Genomic DNA, 20174 nt, shown 5'->3' on the forward strand with positions numbered 1-20174 from the left:
GGCCAATTTAAAAGCGAGGGAATAATCACGTTGAGTTCGTTTAATTGTTGAAGTCATTACACTCTCCAAAATGAGTTTGAAAAGTGTCAACGCTATTTAGGACGGGTCACCGACTCTATTTAGAGCCGGCTTTTTTATTCACTTTATTATTCCGATTTCGTATTTTCTGGGCAGGTGGCTAAAACACTAATGCTGGCATCGGCACTTTGTTGCTCTAGGGTAACGGTAAATCCCCAAAGTCGATGTAGATGTTTCAATACTTCTTTATAGCTATTGGCGAGGGGAATATCGTTGCTTGGTACATACCTTAAGGTTAATGATCTATCGCCGTTTATTTCAACATTATGCACTTGGATGTTCGGTTCTATATTGGACAAGTTATATTGTTGTGAGAGTAACTGACGAATATCACGATAACCTTGTTCATCGTGAATCGCTGATACCGAAAGGTAATTGCGCTTTTCATCATCGTGAATGCCAAATAACTTAAATTGACGAATGACTCTTGGGGATAGATATTGGCTAATAAAGCTCTCATCCTTAAAATTTTGCATGGCAAAATGTAAGGTTTCTAGCCAGTTACTGCCTGCTATTTCAGGAAACCAGATTTTATCTTCATCGGTTGGTTCTTCACACATTCGCCGGATATCGGTAAACATGGCAAAACCTAAGGCATAGGGATTGATCCCGCTGTAATAGCGGTTGTTATACTCAGGCTGCGCAACAACGCCGGTATGGCTTTGTAAAAACTCCATCATAAAACGGTCGGTCACGACACCATCATCGTATAAGTGATTTAAAATCGTGTAGTGCCAGAAGGTGGCCCAGCCTTCATTCATTACTTGAGTTTGTTTTTGTGGATAAAAATATTGGGCCATCTTGCGAACGATGCGAATGATTTCCCTTTGCCATGGTTCAAGTAGGGGCGCATTTTTTTCTATAAAATACAGAATGTTCTCCTGCGGTTCGGAAGGGAAGTGCCGTTTTTTTGTTTGCGATAACCCCTGTTGCTGAGTCGGGATTGTACGCCATAGGTCGTTCACTTGGCTTTGAAGATAGGCTTCCCGTTCTTTTTGCCTTGCTTGTTCCTCTCTAAAGGATATTTCAGATGGACGTTTGTAACGATCAACGCCGTAATTCATTAAGGCGTGGCAGGAGTCAATAATGCTTTCGACTTGCTCTGCGCCGTATTTTTGCTCGCAGTCACTGATATAGTTTTTGGCAAAAACTAAATAGTCGATAATTGAGCTGGCATCTGTCCAGGTTTTAAATAAATAATTACTTTTAAAGAAGCTGTTATGTCCAAAGCAAGCGTGGGCCATCACTAATGCCTGCATAGTAATAGTGTTTTCTTCCATTAAATAGGCAATACAGGGATTGGAGTTAATCACAATTTCATAGGCGAGCCCCATTTGCCCACGTTTGTAACTTTGTTCCGTCTCGATAAAGCGTTTGCCAAATGACCAATGGGTATAACCAATCGGCATGCCTATCCCTGCGTAGGCATCCATCATCTGTTCGGCTGTTATTACTTCAATTTGGTTCGGATAGGTGTTTAGCTTGTAAATTGCCGCCACCCTTTCTATTTCTTTGAGATAGTCCTGTAACAGCTCAAAGCTCCAATCGGGACCATCGCTCAGTCGTGTTGTTGATTTAGTTGTCCCCATGCTGCCCCCTTAAACCGCCTGCTTCTTAAATAATTCTCTAAATACAGGGTAAATATCCTCGGCTTGACGTATATGTTGCACTGCTATGTTGTCGTAGTGTTGTTCTAGGGATTCATATTCACGCCACAGGGTTTGATGGGCGCGGTTGGTGATTTCGATATAACTAAAGTAGCGAACGAGTGGCAGGATTTTCTCCTCTAGCAACTGTCTGCAGCTTGGAGAATCATCGGCCCAATTATCGCCATCCGAGGCTTGGGCGGCATAAATATTCCATTCATCGGCGGGATAGCGCGCCTGCTGGATCTCATGCATGAGCCTTAGGGCACTCGATACTATGGTTCCCCCCGTTTCCTGAGAGTAGAAAAACTCATGTTCATCGACTTCCTTCGCTTGGGTATGGTGGCGGATATAGACTACCTCCAAGTTTTTATAGGTTCGAGTGAGGAATAGGTATAGCAAAATATAGAAGCGCTTAGCCATGTCTTTAGTAGCCTGATCCATTGAACCAGATACATCCATTAGACAAAACATCACCGCTTGACTTGAGGGTATTTCTCGCTTGCTAAAGTTATTAAAACGCAAGTCGAAGGTATCAATAAATGGCACTTTAGCAATTTTTTGTTTAAGCGCTTCAATTTGAGCCTTCAAGTCCAGAATAAGCTCCGCTTGAGTACCGGGCACATTTTCTAGCTCAGTAAGCTCTTGTTCCAATTCTTTTAATAGTTTCTTTTTACTGGCCGACATCGCAATTCGGCGCGCAAGCGATGAGCGTAATGAACGCACAATATTGATATTGGCAGGAACGCCATCATTAGTGAAACCAGCACGGTAGATTTGGTATTCCACCAACTTATTGAGGCGATTTTTTTGTAGATTGGGCAATTCTAGATCTTCGAAAAGCAGTTCTAGGTATTCATCCTTAGATATTTCAAATACAAAGTCATCACTGCCCTCACCAGAATCGGAAGCATCGCCTTTTCCCGAGCCTCCGCCTGAGCCCCCCGGTGGTCTATCGATTTTATCACCACGGGTAAATTGGTCATTACCGGGATGGACTCTGTCCCTTACACCACCTTTGCCTTGATGGAACATAGGTTCACTGATATCCCTCGTCGGGATACTGATTTTTTCGCCTTTATCTACATCCGTTACACTGCGACGCGTTACCGCATCACTGACGGCTTTTTTTATTTGTTGCTTATATCTATTGATAAAGCGTTGGCGGTTGACTGTGCTTTTTCCTTTCGCATTCAACCGTCTATCGACAAAGTTCGCCATACGCACCTCCCAAACCCCAGCGAAGGCTTTGGCAACACCAAAGCCCCGTACTTAGTCAGCGCAAGTTTAAGAAGATTTACGAACCCGTAAATACCACTCAGACAAGAGTCTGACTTGTTTTTTGGTATAGCCTTTCTCCATCATCCGATTGACAAAATCATCGTGTTTACGCTGATCGTCATTCGAGGTTTTGGCGTTAAAGGATATGACGGGCAGTAAATCCTCGGTGTTAGAGAACATTTTTTTCTCGATCACAGTGCGAAGTTTTTCGTAGCTGGTCCAGAGAGGATTGTTACCCTCGTGGTTGGCGCGGGCGCGCAGGACAAAGTTGACGATTTCATTACGGAAATCCTTGGGATTACTGATCCCAGCGGGTTTCTCAATTTTTTCAAGCTCGGCATTGAGGGCGGCGCGGTCAAACAGTTGGCCTGTTTCGGGGTCGCGGTACTCTTGATCTTGGATCCAAAAGTCGGCATAGGTGACATAGCGGTCGAAGATATTTTGACCGTATTCAGAGTAAGACTCTAAATAAGCGGTTTGAATTTCTTTGCCGATAAACTCCACATATTTAGGGATGAGATAGCCCTTTAAAAACTCGAGGTAACGTTCAGCCGTGTCGTTCGGGAACTGCTCTTGTTCTATTTGGCGTTCGAGCACATAGAACAAATGTACTGGATTCGCAGCGATTTCCGAGTGGTCAAAGTTAAATACCCGCGACAGGATTTTAAATGCGAATCGAGTTGACAGTCCATTCATGCCCTCATCAACACCGGCATAATCACGGTATTCTTGGTACGACTTGGCCTTAGGATCGGTATCTTTTAGACTTTCTCCATTGTAGACGCGCATTTTAGAGTAGATGGATGAGTTTTCCGGCGCTTTAATACGTGACAACACGCTAAATTGCGCCAGGGTTTCAAGGGTGCCAGGTGCGCAGGGTGCTTTCGATAATTCAGAGTGGATCAGCAGTTTTTGATAAATTTGTAGCTCTTCAGAAACCCGTAAACAATAGGGCACTTTGACGATATAAACTCGGTCGAGGAAGGCTTCATTATTCTTATTGTTTTTAAAGGTTGACCATTCTGACTCATTGGAATGGGCCAGAATAATGCCACTATAGGGCAGGGCTGATAAGCCTTCGGTGCCGTTATAGTTGCCTTCTTGGGTGGCTGTAAGCAGTGGATGTAGCACTTTAATCGGTGCCTTAAACATCTCGACGAATTCCATCATGCCTTGGTTAGCACGGCACAATGCGCCAGAATAGGCATAGGCATCGGCGTCATCTTGGGAGAAATGCTCTAGCTGACGAATATCGACTTTACCCACTAAAGATGAAATATCTTGGTTGTTCTCATCCCCCGGTTCCGTTTTAGCGATAGCGACTTGGTCTAAAATCGATGGATAGACTTTTACCACACGGAACTTGGAAATATCACCGCCAAATTCGTGTAGTCGTTTGACTGCCCAAGGTGACATGATGGTTTTTAAATAGCGGGTGGGAATATTAAATTCATCCTTCAGTAATTGCCCATCTTCATCGGGATCGAACAGACAGAAAGGATGATCATTGACAGGGCTGCGTATCCCATTGGCACTCAAAATGTAAATAGGCACTTTTTGCATTAAGAATTTGAGCTTTTCTGCAAGTGATGATTTACCGCCGCCCACAGGGCCGAGTAGATATAGAATTTGTTTGGATTCTTCTAAGCCTTGAGCTGAGTGCTTAAGGTAAGCCACGATCTGCTCAATCGCATCTTCCATGCCGAAGAAATCTTTAAAAGCGGGATAACGTGAAATAAGACGATTAGAAAAAATGCGGCTAAGTGTTGGATTTTTAGCCGTATCAACGACTTCTGCCTCACCAATGGCGAGCAGTAGCCGCTCAGATGCTGACATGTAAGCGCTGCGATCTTCCTTACAGATGTCGAGAAACTCCTGTAAAGTGTATTCTTCATCGAGTTTTTGTTCGTAGCGCTTTTGGTAATGCTCGAAAATGCCCATATAAACCCCCTGAAACGCCAGTGATGTTATGGAACGGAGAACTGACTAACTAATCTCCTACACTAATCTTAGACACAAACTCACTAGCTATGTCAAAAAAATATCAAATAAAACAATAACAAATCGTTGCAAACGCAATTGTTGCACTTGTAGTGGTAAAGGGGGAAAGGCTTACTACGCTAGGGGAAAGGTGAATTAGAGGCATAAAAAAGAGCCACAGAAGGCTCTTTTGCTGGGATCCATTTATTTGGGTTAAATGAATTAACCTGCGAAGTTTTGGTTCACAAAGTCCCAGTTTACTAATTGCCAGAAGTGGGTTAAATAGTCTGGACGTACGTTACGGTAATCGATGTAGTAAGCGTGTTCCCACACATCTACCGTCAGGATTGGAGTAACAGTGCTGTCAGTCAGTGGTGTTGCGGCATTGCTAGTGTTGACGATAGCAACTGTGCCATCGGATTTTTTCACTAACCAAGTCCAAGCGCTACCAAAGTTGTTTACGGCAGAATCGGTAAATTGTGCCTTAAATGCTTCGAATGAACCGAAAGCGGCATTGATTGCCTCTGCCACTGGACCTGTTGGTTCGCCGCCAGCATTAGGCGCTAAACAGTTCCAGTAGAAAGTATGGTTCCACACTTGAGCTGCGTTGTTAAATACGCCACCTGTAGAGGTTTTGATGATTTCTTCTAAAGATTTGCCAGCGAAATCAGTTCCTTCGATTAAGCCGTTGAGCTTAACAACATAAGTGTTGTGATGCTTGCCGTAGTGGTATTCAATGGTTTCTTGAGAAATGTGTGGTTCTAGTGCGTTCTTTGCATATGGTAATGCGGGTAATTCGAAAGCCATTAGTATCTCTCCATGGTCTTAGGTTATCGTTTCTTAAACGTGCTCACTGAGTACCATTGTACCGATAAAATTTGTGATGTGAATCATTGTTTCGCTAATTGGTTAGATCGGCATCATCGAAAAATCAAATGTCGGCATAACCTTACAAACTGTGGGATTTTGTTCTGAACCTAGCTGTCGTACAATAGCGCCATTGAGTCAATGTCATCGTACTTAGGAATTAAAATGGAAACAGTAGAGAAAATTAAGCAGCAGATCGCCGAAAACCCCATCATTGTTTATATGAAAGGTTCTCCTAAGTTACCGAGCTGTGGCTTTTCGTCTCAGGTAGCACAGATCATGATTAACTGTGGCGAGCAATTTGCGTTCGTAGATATTCTTCAGCATCCAGACATTCGTGCTGAGTTACCTAAGTATGCAAACTGGCCGACTTTTCCACAATTATGGATTGAAGGTGAGTTGATTGGTGGTTGTGATATCGTGGTGGACATGTTCCAAAAGGGCGAATTACAACCGCTAATAAAAGCAACTGCTGAAAAGCACAAGTCCGCAGAATAAGTGTTAATGCAGATTTAAAAGCCGAGGTGGGACGGGGCCATCGCGGCTTTTTTATATCTTTAATTCAGTAATATCAACTACTGGGCTGCATTGAGTCGTTCTATGTTTGGTTTAAATAGGCGACTTATAGACTTAGTGGCAGTTAATGGGATGCAATATCTGCTTTAGGATGCTTAGTTGCCGGTAAGAGTAAATTCATTGTGATGGCCACAATGCCACACAAACTAATGCCAGTTAAACTAAATGAGCCAATCCCAAATGCCATACCACCAATACCGAAGACGAGTGTTACGCCAACAATACTTAAGTTGCGAGGCTCTGATAAATCAACATGATTACGGATCAAGGTATTTAAACCTACCGCGGCAATAGAGCCAAAGAGTAAGCACATAATGCCACCCATTACTGGAACTGGGATAGTTTGCATGAGTGCACCTAACTTACCGACAAAGGCTAAGGTAATGGCTGTTACGGCGGTCCAAGTCATGATTCTAGGGTCAAAATTACGGGTTAATGTGACTGCGCCTGTGACTTCTGAATAGGTAGTATTAGGGGGGCCACCAAAGGCTGCTGCTGCAATAGTGGCGACACCATCCCCAGTAAGGGTGCGATGAAGACCGGGTTTTTTCATAAAATCCTTACCAGTGACATTTGAAATGGCCAAAATATCACCGATATGCTCAACCGCAGGTGCAATCGCGACTGGGATCATAAAAGCGATGGCATGCCAGTTAAATTCAGGCGCGACAAATTTAGGAATTGCAATCCAACTTGCGGCTGTCACTACGGCAAAATCAACAATACCAAAAGCGAGGCTTAAGCCGTAACCTACGATAATGCCTGCCAAAATCGGCATCACTTTCAGTAAGCCCTTTGCAAAAATTGCCACAGCGATAGTGGTGCCAAGTGATGCAAGCGAAATAAATAACGCAGTATTTGTGGCAACTAAAGTCAAGCTACCATCGCCACTTTTACCCAAGGCCATATTAACGGCAACGGGGGCTAATCCAAGGCCGATAATAATGATCACAGGCCCAACAACAACAGGGGGAAGAAGTCTATGGATAAAGCTGGTACCGCGTACTTTAACTAATGCGCCCAGCAGCACATAGACTACGCCCGCAGCCATGATCCCACCCATGGTGGATGGTATCCCCCAAGTCTGGACACCATAAAGAATGGGGGCAATAAAAGCGAAGGAAGAAGCGAGGAAGATTGGTACTTGACGTTTGGTTATCAATTGGAACAGTAGGGTACCGATACCGGCCGTGAATAGGGCTACGCTGGTGTCGAGCCCCGTCAGTAGCGGCATTAATACTAAGGCGCCAAAAGCTACAAATAGCATTTGTGCACCCTGTAGGGGGATAGCGAGTCGTCTCATTTATTATTCTCGTTAATTTTAGGGTAAACCGCCAAATGATATCAGTTTGTTGAAATTCAGACAGAATAAAATGTTCACTTTTATGGGCGTGGATCACTGTTTAGAATTTCCTTGTCAACGCTTAAGGCTAAATTTTGCCAAGACTCGCTTAAGGCGCGAACTATGGTACAATTTGCCCTATCTGACGTTACTTCAACTACTCAAAGATGCTGAAATTCCTATTGAAGCCGAGCTTAATTGCGTTTTTATACTGCCTGTTCACGATTAATAGCCTTCATGCTGTTGAAGTGAGTAAATTAGATGAGGCCGATGTGCCAGTGTCCTCTCGTGCTGTGCCTGAACGAAATAAAGCATTACGGAGTGCGTTGCAGCAAGTGATACTGAAAAATACCGGAACAGCGCGCTCACTTGAGAATAGCGTTATCCAATCGCAACTGGCCAACCCAGATGCGCTTTTGAGTCAATATGGTTATGTTGAACAAAATGGCCAATTGCTACTAAGGGCTAACTTTGAACATCGGCGAGTGGTGGCATTACTGCGTCAAGCGCAGTTGCCCGTGTGGGGCACGCAGCGACCCTTAACATTATTTTGGGTTGCTATGCCAGCTGAAGGCGATACGATCCTATTAAGTGATTCTTCGCCGTTACCAGAACGCCAAGTCTTTACCACTTTCTCTGATGCGCGCGGTATTCCAATATTATTGCCTATCCTTGATTTGGATGAGCTTATGGGCATCAACCCTAACGATGTCAAAGGGATGTTTGCCGATATTGTGGCGACAGTTTCGGGTCGTTATCAAGCTGACTTTTTAGCTTTAGTGGCAATGGATGCTGCTGGCAATCAAGTACGTTATCGTTTAAACCTCTATACTAAAGCGACCATTGACTCCTTAACGCCACCGCTTTTTAGTTTTAATGGCACAGCGGAAAATACATCGCAGGCGATAACGGCAATGATGGCCGCATTAGGGGATTATTATTTTTCTAAGTATGCGATTGCTGATACGGGAACTCGAGTAGGTGCGAGTGTGACCTTTGTTAATATAGAGAAAATGGCACAGTTGGTTGAAATTGAAAAATATTTAAAACAATTAAGTGCGATTAAAAATGCAACATTGACTCGTATCCAAGGCAGTAAAGCGACATTTTCATTAGACTTGTTTGGTTCTGAAACCGATCTTGAACGCTTATTGAGCCTTGAGCCTCGTATTTCGGTGGTTACGCCGACGATTTCGGGTGAATTTAGCCCAGTGCAAAATGAATCGGGTAAACCTGTTTACCAATGGCGATTACCTTAAGTCATTAGTCGGTAAAACGGGGCTTGTTATCTGATCCCCGTTTTACATTGTAATTAGAAAATTTGTATTGATATTGAGACGTCCGAGTGTCCTTGAACTCACCTCTACAACTCTCATTGCCCGTGCATTTGCCGGATGATGAAACCTTTAATAGTTATTACCCCGCAGCGGGTAATGATGAACTTATTCAAAAGCTCAGAGCCAATGCCGAAGGCAATGGTGAAGCGGCCATTTATTTATGGGGGCCTGTTAAATCTGGCCGAACCCATTTAATGCATGCCGCCTGTGCCCATGCCAATGAACTTGACCGTCGCAGTTTCTATATTCCACTGGGTATTCATGCAAGCATTTCAACTGCGTTACTTGAAGGATTAGAACTGCTGGATTTAATTTGTATCGACGATGTTGATGCAATCGCCGGACATCCTGTATGGGAAGAGGCGATTTTTGATTTATATAACCGCGTTGCCGAGCATAAAAACTGTGCCTTACTGGTCAGTGGTAGTTCATCTCCTGCTGACGCTGGATTTTTATTACCGGATCTGGTTTCGCGTATGCAATGGGGCTTAAATTACCAATTGCAACCTATGGCTGACGATGAGAAGCTTGCTGCGTTGCAACGCCGGGCTGCAATGCGAGGATTACAATTACCAGAGGACGTTGGTCGTTTTCTGTTAAACAGAATGGCACGGGATTTACGTACCTTATTCGATGTTTTAGATAAGCTTGATAAAGCCTCATTGGTACATCAGCGTAAGCTCACTATCCCTTTTGCTAAAGAGATGCTGCATCTATAGATGCATATAAGTGTTTAGTTTTAAAAATATAAAAGCCCATAGCTGATGCATACGGGCTTTTTTGTTATTAGCATTTAACAACACTATTGCTGAGGATGGCGATGTCGGTCGCCACTGAAGCGAAGCTCTGGTTCATTGTGGGGCGCATCATTGCTCGTCTGGGTATTATTTTGGCCTTTCAGCGATGCATTCGTTGGCGATATTGCTAAAGTTTGGCGCCAGCTCTGGCCTTTGGACATAGCAATAGGTTCGGGTAGACTGCTAATCAGGTTAATGCCATTGAGTTCTGGGAGCATTTCATCTATCACTAAAGCCGCACGGTTCACTAAGCTGTCTTCAGCAATTCTGCCCCTTTGCCCCCAATCCACAATTAGCGTATCTGCAGTTAATTCCGCAGGTTTATTGGTGACGGCGACATCACGTAATATTTGATAACGATAGCTCATCATCGCTTCTTCAAACAGCATGGCTGTATCTTCCCTCGTGCTGGAATAGGCGTAAAAATCACTTGCCATATCATTTGAGAAGAAAGTACTGACATCAGAAGGTTGATAGGCTTTTTGCGTTGTATTGGCTGTTGCGCCCAAAAAGCTTACGTTGGCAAGACCGGTCATTTCGGTGCTGTTTAATGGATAAAGCTGACTGACTTGATCTGAAATCAGGCTTTTATTGGCATTGCGGCGACTATAGTCGTCCAGCAACCTTGGCCCTGTCAGTGAGCTATGAACGCTGCGCGGGAAGAAATCATTAGCGTGGGCAAGCTCATGGTAAAGTAACGAAGCGAGATCGGCATTTATTTGAGAAAGTGTTCGGTTTGCCCGGGTGGTAATAGGGATACCAATGGAAGCATATTGGTTATTTTTAACATAACGCCATGACATGATAAAGTTCAAATCACTACCATAACTACTGCGGTAATCCGGAGCTTCATTGATAGTGTCTCGCTGGGTTGGAGTCAGCCACAGATCGTTAGGATCAAGATAAATTGCCCCAGTCACTACCCAATAGAAAGAGGGGCGTACATCGTAACTGATAACGACCGCGGTGACCGATTGCAATAAACGAGCAAAATCGCTATTCGGATCCATTTGCCCTAAGAAAGCAGCGAAGTTATCGCCCATCCAGTCGTGTGAAACTAGGACTCTGTCAAGGATAGTATCAATATCTAAATCGCTTGAGGTTTGGCCTATCAAAGGTAATTGATTAATAGTACAAGCATTACTCAGTTGGTTTGAATAGACACAAGTTGTTAGCACATTGGCATAGGGGGAATTCTCACGATATGCATGGGTGCGGGCGACGGGAGTGTCAAAATAGGGTGAGTTAATTGCAGGCGCCGCAGTTGTCATGATAAAAGCGTCGTCACTCAGCTGATCACCGTTGATATTCGCATTGGCGACAAGCCTAATTAATGTATCCTGAGTGACATTGGGCGCAGTAAATAATGGTCTAAAGGGATCGGATATATCGACCGCTAAATCTGGACCAGAGGCGACACACCAAGAAATATTCGCAGCAGTTAATCCCGCTTGTTGTTCAAGCCTTAGGCTAACATTATTGCCTTTAACCACTTGATGATCTTGCCGAATATTGAGTAATCCTTGGGAGGTCAGTTCAGCATTAATGCCTATCTCGCCTGTCACATCTAGATTGTTTCCTGTTACATGAAGGCTAAAACGGTAGCTACCCGCTAAGGGAATATCAAAGGCTAATACGGGACTATTTTGACTCACTAATGGGATACTTGGCCCCTCTATTTGTTGCCAGCGAAACTGCAGATCTTGGCTGTCACGATTTTGAATACTGGCGATAATCGCACTCGATTGCCCCGTAACATATTGTGCCTCGGTTTGAAAACCAATAGAGGATGAGGTGGTCGTGATTAAAGGATCCGATGTAGTCGCACAGCGCGGTAGGCTAGTGCTAGGGGGTGTAACACCACCGTTATCGCTGTCACCGTCTCCACCGCCACACGCACTTAGTGCGACAACACAGGCGATTATTCCATACAAACGAATCGAATCTGATATCCCCATAATCCTATGCTCCAATGCTAACTCACTTTAACGATTAGATTTTTCGCTTATTTATAGATTGTATATCCCAGGCAAAAAAGACTATAGCACGAGCATAAGGTTGCAAGAAGTGATGATAAGTATAGTAAGTGTTAATAATGGGTAGGCTAGTGGGGTAAACGCGCGACTCAGGTGGAGCCGCGCGTTGAGTCATTAAGGTTGTATGCTGAATTGCTTAAAAGAGGGGTTAGGCTGCATTGTCTTTAGCGGATTTTTTCTTTAAACCTAAACCCAATTCACGGCCACGGATACGGGCATAGAAAGGAAAGGTGACGAGTAAGACACTAATTAACAAAACTTCAATTAATGCAAATGCGAAGGCATCAGTGGTGACATAAAGTAAGGTCAGCCCATGCAGCATATACAGGCATAAGATAAAGCTTGCCCAAGCATAGGTATAGGGATTGCCCTTTATTATTCCTCTGATAGGTAATAATAAAGGAACTAGCCATAATAAGCTGAATAGTAAGGTATATTCGCCATTAATTCCTTGACCAATAAACCAACCGCCAAGAAGCAGCACAAGTGCAAGATAGCCTAAGCGGCTAAGGGTGAGAAGGGTATTCGATGTCATGGCGTTACCTAAGATTGAAAAATAGCGACCGGAATAGCAGCATCAATTACAGAATTGCGAGCACATTTTCGGGTGGACGACCGATGGCTGCGCGTTCATTTGCCAGTACTATCGGGCGTTCAATAAGTTTAGGGGTATTGATCATAGCCTCAATTAACTGTGCTTCGGTAAGTGATGTATCGTTAAGCCCTAATGTTTGATATTCATCTTCTTTTGTTCGCATTAATTCACGAGCATTGATCCCGAGCTTGGCTAAAATCTGGCCGATTTCTGCCGCCGTTGGCGTATTTTTCAAATATTCAACCACGTTAATATCGCAACCTTGTTGCTCGAGTAATGCGAGGGTTTCACGGCTTTTAGAACAACGTGGGTTATGGTAAATCGTCGCTTGGGTCATAGTATTAGAGGCTCAACACGGGCTGAAATAACAATGGAACGGATAATAACAGAAAAATAGGCGCCCCGTCAGGTTGTTCGGGGCGCATTTGGTATCACTAAAGGGTAAAAGTAACCCACTATTTAAGCGCGTCCATCTCTTTATCTGCTTGTTTAAATTGGCGAATACGCGCTTCAATGCGTGCGAGCTGCAGTTGATTACCTTCTGATGCGCGATAAGCAAAGTTAAGTTGATCAATTGCACCTTTGTAATTCGCGGCTAGGGCCATTAACTCGGCATTGGAGAAATGCTCCAGTGCTTGATTACCGATTTTTTTATAGGCCATATTGAGCAACTGGTAAGGCAATTGATTTTGTTTGTCGAGGAAAATCATATCCTCCAATAGCGGAACGGCTTTTGCTGCTTGATTAGCTTCAATATAAATATTGGCGAGGTTTATATTAATGACTTGAGAAGTGGGCTTCATTTTTCGCTGGGCTTCGAGTAGCGCAATGGCCTTGTCATAATCCTTCCGCTCTGTGAATAAGTCGGATTTAGTATCGATATAAAACAAGTTGTTATCATCTATTTTTAATAAGTCATCGATGATTTTTTCAGCTTGATCAAACTTTTTCAGTCTAAAAAGTGCCAGAGCTTTACCATAGAGGGCAGCCTCTTTAAAGTGATAGGTCTGTTTATTCAGTTGTGTTTCAAATAGGTTTAACACCGCATCGTCACTATAGCTTGAAAAGCGCACTTGAATGCGTGCTTTGGCAAGTTGAAAATTAAGATGATCGGGCACATACCGCTTTGTATATTGCTCGGCACGGTTACGGGCCTCGGTGATCCTTGACTCGGGTAAGGGGTGAGTTAATAACATTTGCGGTGGTTTAGTGGTAAAGCGATAACGGCTCGCTAATTTACCAAAAAAATCCGCAGCGGCATTAGGGTCAAAACCAGAATCCACCAAAATTTGCATGCCAATACGGTCGGCTTCTTTTTCATGTAATCGGGTGTAGTTGATTTTGGACTGCGTTGCCATAGCTTGGGTAGTCGCAAGGGCGGCCATACCCGCCTGTGGAACGGCAATCGTCAGTAAAATCGCGCCAAGTAACCCTGCTACAGTGGCTGGACCACTTTTTTGCTGTGCTTCTAATGAGCGAGCAAGGTGGCGTTGAGTCACGTGGGTAATTTCATGGCCTAGAACTGAGGCTAGTTCACTCTCGTTATCGGCATTGAGAAAGAGTCCTGTATGTACGGCAACGTGTCCGCCGAAGAAGGCAAAGGCGTTAATTTCATCGTTTTGTAACAGGAAGAAGTAAAAGGGGGTTTTTACTCCAGTGGCGTGGGCCACTAATTTGTTGCCAAGCTCGGTAAGATATTGACTTAATACGGGATCATTAAGCATTGGCGCCGAAGAACGAATGATGCGCATGTACGCATCGCCGTAGACCATTTCTTTTTCGAGGCTGAAAGTATTAACTGCAGCCGTACCCAAGTCTGGTAAATCATTGTTTGCAAAACTTTTTGCAGCACTAGTCAGCAGCATCAATGAGAGTGCACCAGCGACAAAGGGTTTACATCGAGTTAAAAACGTCAAGTTACGCAAGTGGATCCTTTATTTCTTCTAATTATCTCAACTAAAGGCAGAGATACTGCACCTAGCTTGTAGTTTGAGTTGCAACTTAGGATAATAGCCCAAGTTCGTTCATAGCAAGTTCATTATGATTTTTATTGATTTAACACCATTTCGCTGCCCAATCCCTTTGGTCAAAGTCAAACTTGCATTGAAGTCTATGCATGCGGGCGAAACCTTGCATATTTTACTCTCTGACTCAGGTTCACGGCGAGATGTTCCCGTATATTTAAAAAAACAGGGGCACAGTATCGAAGTGTTGTGTAATGATGCGGCGCAGTTAGCATTAATGATAATAAAAGTTGATGTATCTCAGGGATAACTGTGTTGTTTTTATGTTTCAATTCAGCGGGAAAAATGGCTTAACAACGCGTTGTGCACCATTTATCCTCAGTGATTTCTAATAGGTCAATGCTGAATTTAAGAACTTTACACTATGGGGAATGTCTTTGGTAACGAAGATCTTGATTTTCAATTGCATGACACTATTTCTCATTTGAGATAGCCTTAACATCGACCGAAATGTTTTTCAGAACTTTTGACATTTCACTACCACTATTGGAACGAATCCATGCTTACTTTTTTCTCCCGCTGGTATCAGGAACGCTTTAGCGACCCTCAGGCTGTGACCTTAATGGCGATATTAGTCGGTCTTGCGTTGTTGATTTACTTTGCGGGGGGATTGCTGGCCCCTTTGCTCGTTGCATTAGTTTTAGCATTTTTGCTGGAGTGGCCTGTCGCACAAATGCTTAAATTAGGTATCAACCGGACCATGGGGGCATCACTTGTGTTGGTGCTCTTTTTTGGGGTTGTGGTGCTCTTGACCTTTGGCCTTATCCCCAGCGTCTGGCGTCAAGGTGTGAGCTTAATGACTGATTTGCCCAGTATGATAGATAAAGGCCTACAAACCTTGCAGACCCTGATAAACCAATACCCAAAGTTTATCAACCCTGAGCAGTTAGATGTGATGGTTGCTGAGCTGAAAAAGATGCTCGATACCCAGCATGTGCTGGATATTGCGAAGCAACTTATCGGTTATTCTGCTTCTTTACTGGTACTCATGGTGTACGCAATTTTAGTGCCTTTATTGGTGTTTTTCTTTTTAAAGGATAAAGATCAACTTATTAGTGGCAGTAAACGATTTTTTCCAGCTAATCGTCAATTAGCTCGTGAGGTGTGGTTTGAGATGAATCAACAGATCTTCAACTACATTCGCGGTAAAGTGATTGAAATTGTAATTGTGGGTGTGGCGAGTTACATACTGTTTGCATTTATGGGACTGCGTTACTCGGCTCTGCTAGGAGTATTAACGGGTTTATCTGTGCTTATTCCCTATGTTGGCGCGACGTTAGTGACATTGCCTATTACCTTAGTGGCATTTTTCCAATGGGGATTTACCTCAGAATTTGGTTATTTAATGCTAGGTTACGGTATTATCCAAGCGCTCGATGGTAATGTACTTGTACCTATTTTATTCTCGGATGCGGTGGATTTACACCCTGTGATCATCATTGCCGCTGTATTGGTCTTTGGGGGGCTATGGGGCGTTTGGGGTGTATTCTTTGCTATCCCGTTAGCTTCACTCGTTAAGGCGGTGATTAATGCTTGGCCTAAAACGGAAATTCAACAGCCTGTACTTTCGCCTGACAATTAACGCTATGCAAGCTTACTTTTGTGCAATAAAAACTGAATCTAAGTGCTCAGTTTTATTGCATGCCGAATATTAGGTTTGCAGCAAATGATGCTGCGCAGTGGCTGCAAGGGCGCGGTAAACCAGGGTCGTTTGCTTGGCTTTAATATTCCAATGTTGCCAAAACAGTGGTACTCGCATGCGACAATCCGGTGTGAGCTCAATCAATACACCGTTATCTATTAATGGCTTGGCTTGCAAATGACCAACAAGACCATAGCCTAAACTCAAGTTAATGGCTTCTAAAAAGCTCTCCGATGAGGGAATAGTGTGCTGCCACCATTGCCCTGGTGCCATTTGAAAATACTTAGCAAGGTACTTTTCATGGAGTTTATCCTTAGTGGAAAATACCACAGCAGGGGCCTTGGCGAGTTGAGTCGGGGTGAGCATCATCGGATTATTGGGTGGGTTTACAGTATTTCCTTTACTAAAATAGCGAGCGGCAAATTCGGGGGTTGCCACACAGAGATATTCCATCGTGCCTAAAAATTCACTGCTACAACCCGCCATAGGGTTCTCTGTTGTCGTTACGCAGCCTACAGCCTCACCATTTTTGAGTAAATGGTGAGTGTAAGACTCATCATCGACAATCAATTCCAAGAGCCAAGCACGGCGGCTAAACATGCCAGAAAGAGCAGGTAAGAACCAAGTCGCTAAGCTGTCGGCATTCACCGCAATGCGGACAGTGGTGGGATGATTAGGATCATCGGCATCTAACTCAGCCCTTAATTCACTTTCGAGTAATTGTACCTGTGAAAAATGGCGCAATAAGCGTTTACCTGTGGGTGTTGCTACTACAGGATTTGAGCGGATAAGTAAGGATTGACCGACTCTTTCTTCCAACTGGCGTACCCGTTGTGATACGGCCGATTGAGTGATATGCAGCACTTTGGCAGCCCGCTCAAAACCCCCTTCAGAGATAACTACGGCGAGCGCTTTAAGATTGGCGTATTCCAGCATGATTATTTCAGCTTACTCATTATTAATTTTACTTATGATACATAAAAAACATTAGTTATATTAATTTTGTTGGTTTGACTATGCTTGCGCCTTCTTCAAATTTGAGAGGTAGTTATGCAAGCGGCATTTATACAGGGTATGGGCATTGGCGGGAGTTTAATTATTGCCGTGGGCGCGCAAAATGCCTTTGTGCTTAAACAGGGAATTAAGGGCGCTTATTCTTTACCTATTGCATTACTCTGTTCTGTTATTGATGCATTAATGATCACCGCGGGTGTGGCTGGACTTGGGCATATTATTGAAGCATTTCCGCTGATTAAGCATGTGGCAAGCTTGGGTGGTGCGGCGTTTTTACTCTGGTACGGCACCAATGCATTAAAGGCATCCTTTGCGGCTAAGGGAATGGAAATGGATAAAGCGGAGAATGCGGACTCCTTGAGAAAAGCGATTCTGACCACGCTTGGGATCAGTTTGCTTAACCCACATTTGTACTTAGATACAGTCGTTTTACTTGGCAGCATTAGCACACAGTTTGATGATTTGGCTCGGCCCTGGTTTGGTGCTGGAGCCGTATTTGCCTCATTTATTTGGTTTTTTGGCTTAAGTTTTGGAGCGCGTTTGCTCGCGCCTATTTTTAGTCGACCCGCAGCATGGCGTTATCTTGATCGTTTTATCTGGTTAACGATGTGGAGTATTGCAGCGGCAATTATTTGGCCTTATCTATCCGTTTTTTCATCACTGCACATGGTATTTTAGCGGGTGCAAAGATGATGGACTATCGTTCGTATGGGTTCAGTTTTCCCGCTTTTCGCTTAGATTTCGCGTGACAAGGTGAAAATTTTTCATGAAAAAGGTCCTTAATTTAAGGACCTTTTCTCTTAATTGCTGTTTATTTGCGCTGCAAGATGAGGTTTTAATGTCGTTGGGACATTGAAAATTGGATCAGCGCCATAAATTTAATTGGATATTTGCGCTAACACCACTTCATGGTGATCACTGGTTTTAAACTTATCAAATACATGGGCCACAGTGCCGTCGGGATTGATAAGAAAACTTAATCTATGGATACCATCATAGATTTTACCCATAAACTTTTTCTCGCCCCATACGCCAAAGGCATCGGCTACGCTGTGGTCTTCATCGCTGAGCAATGAAAAGTTAAGCGATTGTTTTTCAGCGAACTTTGCTAGCTTTGCAACGGGATCAGGGCTAATGCCAAGTACGGTCACCTTATGGTTATCGAGCTTAGCTTTGCTGTCACGTAAGCCACAGGCTTGGACTGTGCATCCAGGGGTGGATGCTTTAGGATAAAAGTAAACTAAAACAGGCCCTTGTTTAAGGGCATCCTGAAGTGAAACACTGCTGCCATTCTGGTCATTGAGTGTGAATTGTGGGGCTTTTTCCCCTGCGGTTAATGTGTTCATCTATTATCCTCTGTCATCTAAGATGGCTGTGCCTTCCATACGACGAATGGTGCAATCCAACGCCATTTCTTGGGAGAGTTGATAGATACTCTGCTCAAGCTTTTCCAGTTCAACTTTTTCAGGAATATTAATGGTTAATGACACATTTTGAGTCTGCTCGCCATCGGGGAGTTCTTCGGAGTAGGAGCGTACAGCAGCCAGATCTAAGGAGCGATCGGCAAGAAACTGGGTAATGCGTTTCATTGTGCCGCGTTGGTCTTTACCCGTGAAGCGAACTTCGAGACGCGAAATATAATTTTGTGGCGTGTGTTTAGAAGTGCGTTTCATCACTGTCATCAGTTCTAACTCAACACTGAGACTGGGGAGCATACTTTCAATTTTCGTTATGGATGCCCACGAGCCTGATAACATCATGATCAGGGTAAATTCGTTACCAAACAATGCCATACGACTGTCGACGATATCGCAGTCACAGTCACTGGCAAGGCGAGCTAGTTTACTTACGAGTCCAGGACGGTCTACGCCCATTGCGGTTACGACCAGAAAATTGGTCATGAATTTTCCTCACTTTTTCGATATCATAGAGCGAAAACTCAGGGTTAAAGCCGAGTTTTTGTGCGGGATGTAATGCTACCATAACTAAATCAATTTGAGAGCCCCGTTAATGCTTGTCATTAATGGTTGGCATCAGTACCATAGCGAATCCTGAAATCTTGGGGAAAGTCAGATGATAAACGGAAGCATCGTAGCCTTAATCACGCCAATGAACAGTGATGGCTCAATAGATTTTGCAAGTCTTGAAAGATTAGTCGAATTCCATATAGACCAAGGCACAGATGCAATTGTGGCCGTGGGCACGACCGGCGAGTCAGCGACTCTGCCTATGTCTGAGCATGTTACTGTGGTTGCACAAACTGTTAAATTTGCTGCTGGCCGAGTGCCTGTTATTGGGGGCAATGGCGCCAATGCGACAGCTGAAGCTATCGAACTCACTAAGTCCTTATCTAAAGTGGGTGTAGCGGGTATGTTAGGTGTGACACCTTACTACAATAAGCCAACGCCAAAGGGCTTGATTGCCCACTATAAAGCGGTTGCAGCGAGCACTGATATTCCTCAAATTTTGTATAACGTACCCGGACGCACGGCGGTTGATATGCAGCCTGAAACGGTTGCTGAACTCGTCGGTGTGAGCAATATTATCGGCGTGAAAGAAGCCACAGGTGATATCTCTCGGGTGAAACGTCTGCGGGAATTATGTGGTAATGACTTTAAGCTCTACAGCGGTGATGACGCAACAGCCAGAGAGTTTTTGCTACTTGGCGGTAATGGTGTCATTTCAGTTGCCAATAACATAGTCCCCAAAGCCTTTAAAGCCATGTGTGACGCAGCCCTTGCAGGCAATGCTGAATTAGCCTTGAGCATAGATACGCCACTACGGGGTTTATATAGCACGCTTTTCTGTGAGGCGAACCCGATCCCTGTAAAATGGGCTGCCCATCGCATGGGATTGATTGAATGTGGCCATATTCGTTTACCTTTGACTGAACTTTCTGAGCAATGTCATGGTCTGTTGATAGATGCAATGACTCGTGCCCAGATAGAGGTTAAATAAT

Annotated in this window: 19 protein-coding genes; 7 read left to right on the forward strand and 12 right to left on the reverse strand. The window is 44.0% G+C overall.

The annotated features are described in order from the left end of the window. Window positions 1–146: 146 nt before the first annotated feature. From L2744_RS18850 to sodB, 4 genes are all read right to left on the reverse strand, one after another. Entirely contained in the window at window positions 147–1667 is a 1521-nt protein-coding gene (locus L2744_RS18850; protein WP_248993341.1) for a SpoVR family protein, read from the reverse strand. Window positions 1668–1676: 9 nt separating this feature from the next. Further along, window positions 1677–2945 carry a YeaH/YhbH family protein gene (locus L2744_RS18855; RefSeq protein WP_248993342.1) on the reverse strand — a complete coding sequence of 423 codons (1269 nt, stop codon included), beginning with the start codon at window positions 2943–2945 and terminating at the stop codon, window positions 1677–1679. 66 nt (window positions 2946–3011) lie between these two features. Continuing rightward, the gene (locus tag L2744_RS18860; protein ID WP_248993343.1) at window positions 3012–4946 is read right to left on the reverse strand and encodes a PrkA family serine protein kinase; all 1935 of its coding nucleotides are present in this window, start codon (window positions 4944–4946) and stop codon (window positions 3012–3014) included. A gap of 261 nt (window positions 4947–5207) precedes the next feature. Beyond that, window positions 5208–5792, reverse strand: a complete 585-nt coding sequence (sodB, locus tag L2744_RS18865) for a superoxide dismutase [Fe] (protein WP_248993344.1) — start codon at window positions 5790–5792, stop codon at window positions 5208–5210. Between the two features lie 225 nt (window positions 5793–6017). On the opposite strand from sodB, the gene grxD reads away from it, so the two are divergent. Continuing rightward, entirely contained in the window at window positions 6018–6350 is a 333-nt protein-coding gene (gene grxD, locus L2744_RS18870; protein WP_248993345.1) for a Grx4 family monothiol glutaredoxin, read from the forward strand. Window positions 6351–6492: 142 nt separating this feature from the next. Here grxD and L2744_RS18875 read toward each other — a convergent pair whose 3' ends face one another. Continuing rightward, the gene (locus L2744_RS18875; protein ID WP_248993346.1) at window positions 6493–7731 is read right to left on the reverse strand and encodes a uracil-xanthine permease family protein; all 1239 of its coding nucleotides are present in this window, start codon (window positions 7729–7731) and stop codon (window positions 6493–6495) included. 206 nt (window positions 7732–7937) lie between these two features. On the opposite strand from L2744_RS18875, the gene L2744_RS18880 reads away from it, so the two are divergent. Further along, window positions 7938–9029 carry a DUF2066 domain-containing protein gene (locus L2744_RS18880; RefSeq protein WP_248993347.1) on the forward strand — a complete coding sequence of 364 codons (1092 nt, stop codon included), beginning with the start codon at window positions 7938–7940 and terminating at the stop codon, window positions 9027–9029. An 86-nt stretch (window positions 9030–9115) separates the two neighbouring features. Beyond that, window positions 9116–9826, forward strand: coding sequence for a DnaA inactivator Hda (gene hda / locus L2744_RS18885; RefSeq protein WP_248993348.1), 711 nt, complete (start codon window positions 9116–9118; stop codon window positions 9824–9826). An 83-nt stretch (window positions 9827–9909) separates the two neighbouring features. On the opposite strand, the gene L2744_RS18890 is transcribed toward hda, so the two are convergent. From L2744_RS18890 to bepA, 4 genes are all read right to left on the reverse strand, one after another. After that, window positions 9910–11862 carry a hypothetical protein gene (locus L2744_RS18890; RefSeq protein WP_248993349.1) on the reverse strand — a complete coding sequence of 651 codons (1953 nt, stop codon included), beginning with the start codon at window positions 11860–11862 and terminating at the stop codon, window positions 9910–9912. 226 nt (window positions 11863–12088) lie between these two features. After that, window positions 12089–12475: a DUF2069 domain-containing protein gene (locus tag L2744_RS18895; protein WP_248993350.1), complete on the reverse strand. Its 387-nt coding sequence runs from the start codon at window positions 12473–12475 to the stop codon at window positions 12089–12091. 46 nt (window positions 12476–12521) lie between these two features. Next, window positions 12522–12872, reverse strand: coding sequence for an arsenate reductase (glutaredoxin) (gene arsC, locus L2744_RS18900; RefSeq protein ID WP_248993351.1), 351 nt, complete (start codon window positions 12870–12872; stop codon window positions 12522–12524). A 118-nt stretch (window positions 12873–12990) separates the two neighbouring features. Next, complete coding sequence (gene bepA, locus L2744_RS18905; protein WP_248993352.1) at window positions 12991–14460, reverse strand: beta-barrel assembly-enhancing protease; 1470 nt, start codon at window positions 14458–14460, stop codon at window positions 12991–12993. Window positions 14461–14575: 115 nt separating this feature from the next. Between bepA and L2744_RS18910 the strand changes: the two genes are divergently transcribed. Together L2744_RS18910 and L2744_RS18915 are read left to right on the forward strand one after the other, a co-directional pair. Next, window positions 14576–14809: a sulfurtransferase TusA family protein gene (locus L2744_RS18910; RefSeq protein ID WP_248993353.1), complete on the forward strand. Its 234-nt coding sequence runs from the start codon at window positions 14576–14578 to the stop codon at window positions 14807–14809. A 249-nt stretch (window positions 14810–15058) separates the two neighbouring features. After that, window positions 15059–16141, forward strand: a complete 1083-nt coding sequence (locus L2744_RS18915) for an AI-2E family transporter (RefSeq protein WP_248993354.1) — start codon at window positions 15059–15061, stop codon at window positions 16139–16141. A gap of 69 nt (window positions 16142–16210) precedes the next feature. On the opposite strand, the gene L2744_RS18920 is transcribed toward L2744_RS18915, so the two are convergent. Further along, window positions 16211–17137, reverse strand: coding sequence for a LysR family transcriptional regulator ArgP (locus L2744_RS18920; RefSeq protein ID WP_248993355.1), 927 nt, complete (start codon window positions 17135–17137; stop codon window positions 16211–16213). A 114-nt stretch (window positions 17138–17251) separates the two neighbouring features. Here L2744_RS18920 and L2744_RS18925 point away from each other — a divergent pair, with 114 nt between their 5' ends. Then, window positions 17252–17893 (forward strand): LysE/ArgO family amino acid transporter, encoded by a 642-nt coding sequence (locus L2744_RS18925; RefSeq protein WP_248993356.1) that lies wholly within the window; start codon window positions 17252–17254, stop codon window positions 17891–17893. A gap of 200 nt (window positions 17894–18093) precedes the next feature. Here the strand turns inward: L2744_RS18925 and bcp are convergent, their stop codons facing one another. After that, window positions 18094–18561, reverse strand: coding sequence for a thioredoxin-dependent thiol peroxidase (gene bcp / locus L2744_RS18930; RefSeq protein WP_248993357.1), 468 nt, complete (start codon window positions 18559–18561; stop codon window positions 18094–18096). Window positions 18562–18564: 3 nt separating this feature from the next. Then, window positions 18565–19116, reverse strand: coding sequence for a glycine cleavage system transcriptional repressor (locus L2744_RS18935; protein ID WP_248993358.1), 552 nt, complete (start codon window positions 19114–19116; stop codon window positions 18565–18567). A 172-nt stretch (window positions 19117–19288) separates the two neighbouring features. Here L2744_RS18935 and dapA point away from each other — a divergent pair, with 172 nt between their 5' ends. Continuing rightward, a complete protein-coding gene (gene dapA, locus L2744_RS18940; protein WP_248993359.1) occupies window positions 19289–20173 on the forward strand; it encodes a 4-hydroxy-tetrahydrodipicolinate synthase in 885 nt (294 codons plus the stop codon). Window position 20174: the final 1 nt, after the last annotated feature.

This window comes from Shewanella profunda, from assembly GCF_023283765.1.
GTDB classification, from domain to species: Bacteria; Pseudomonadota; Gammaproteobacteria; order Enterobacterales; family Shewanellaceae; genus Shewanella; species Shewanella profunda.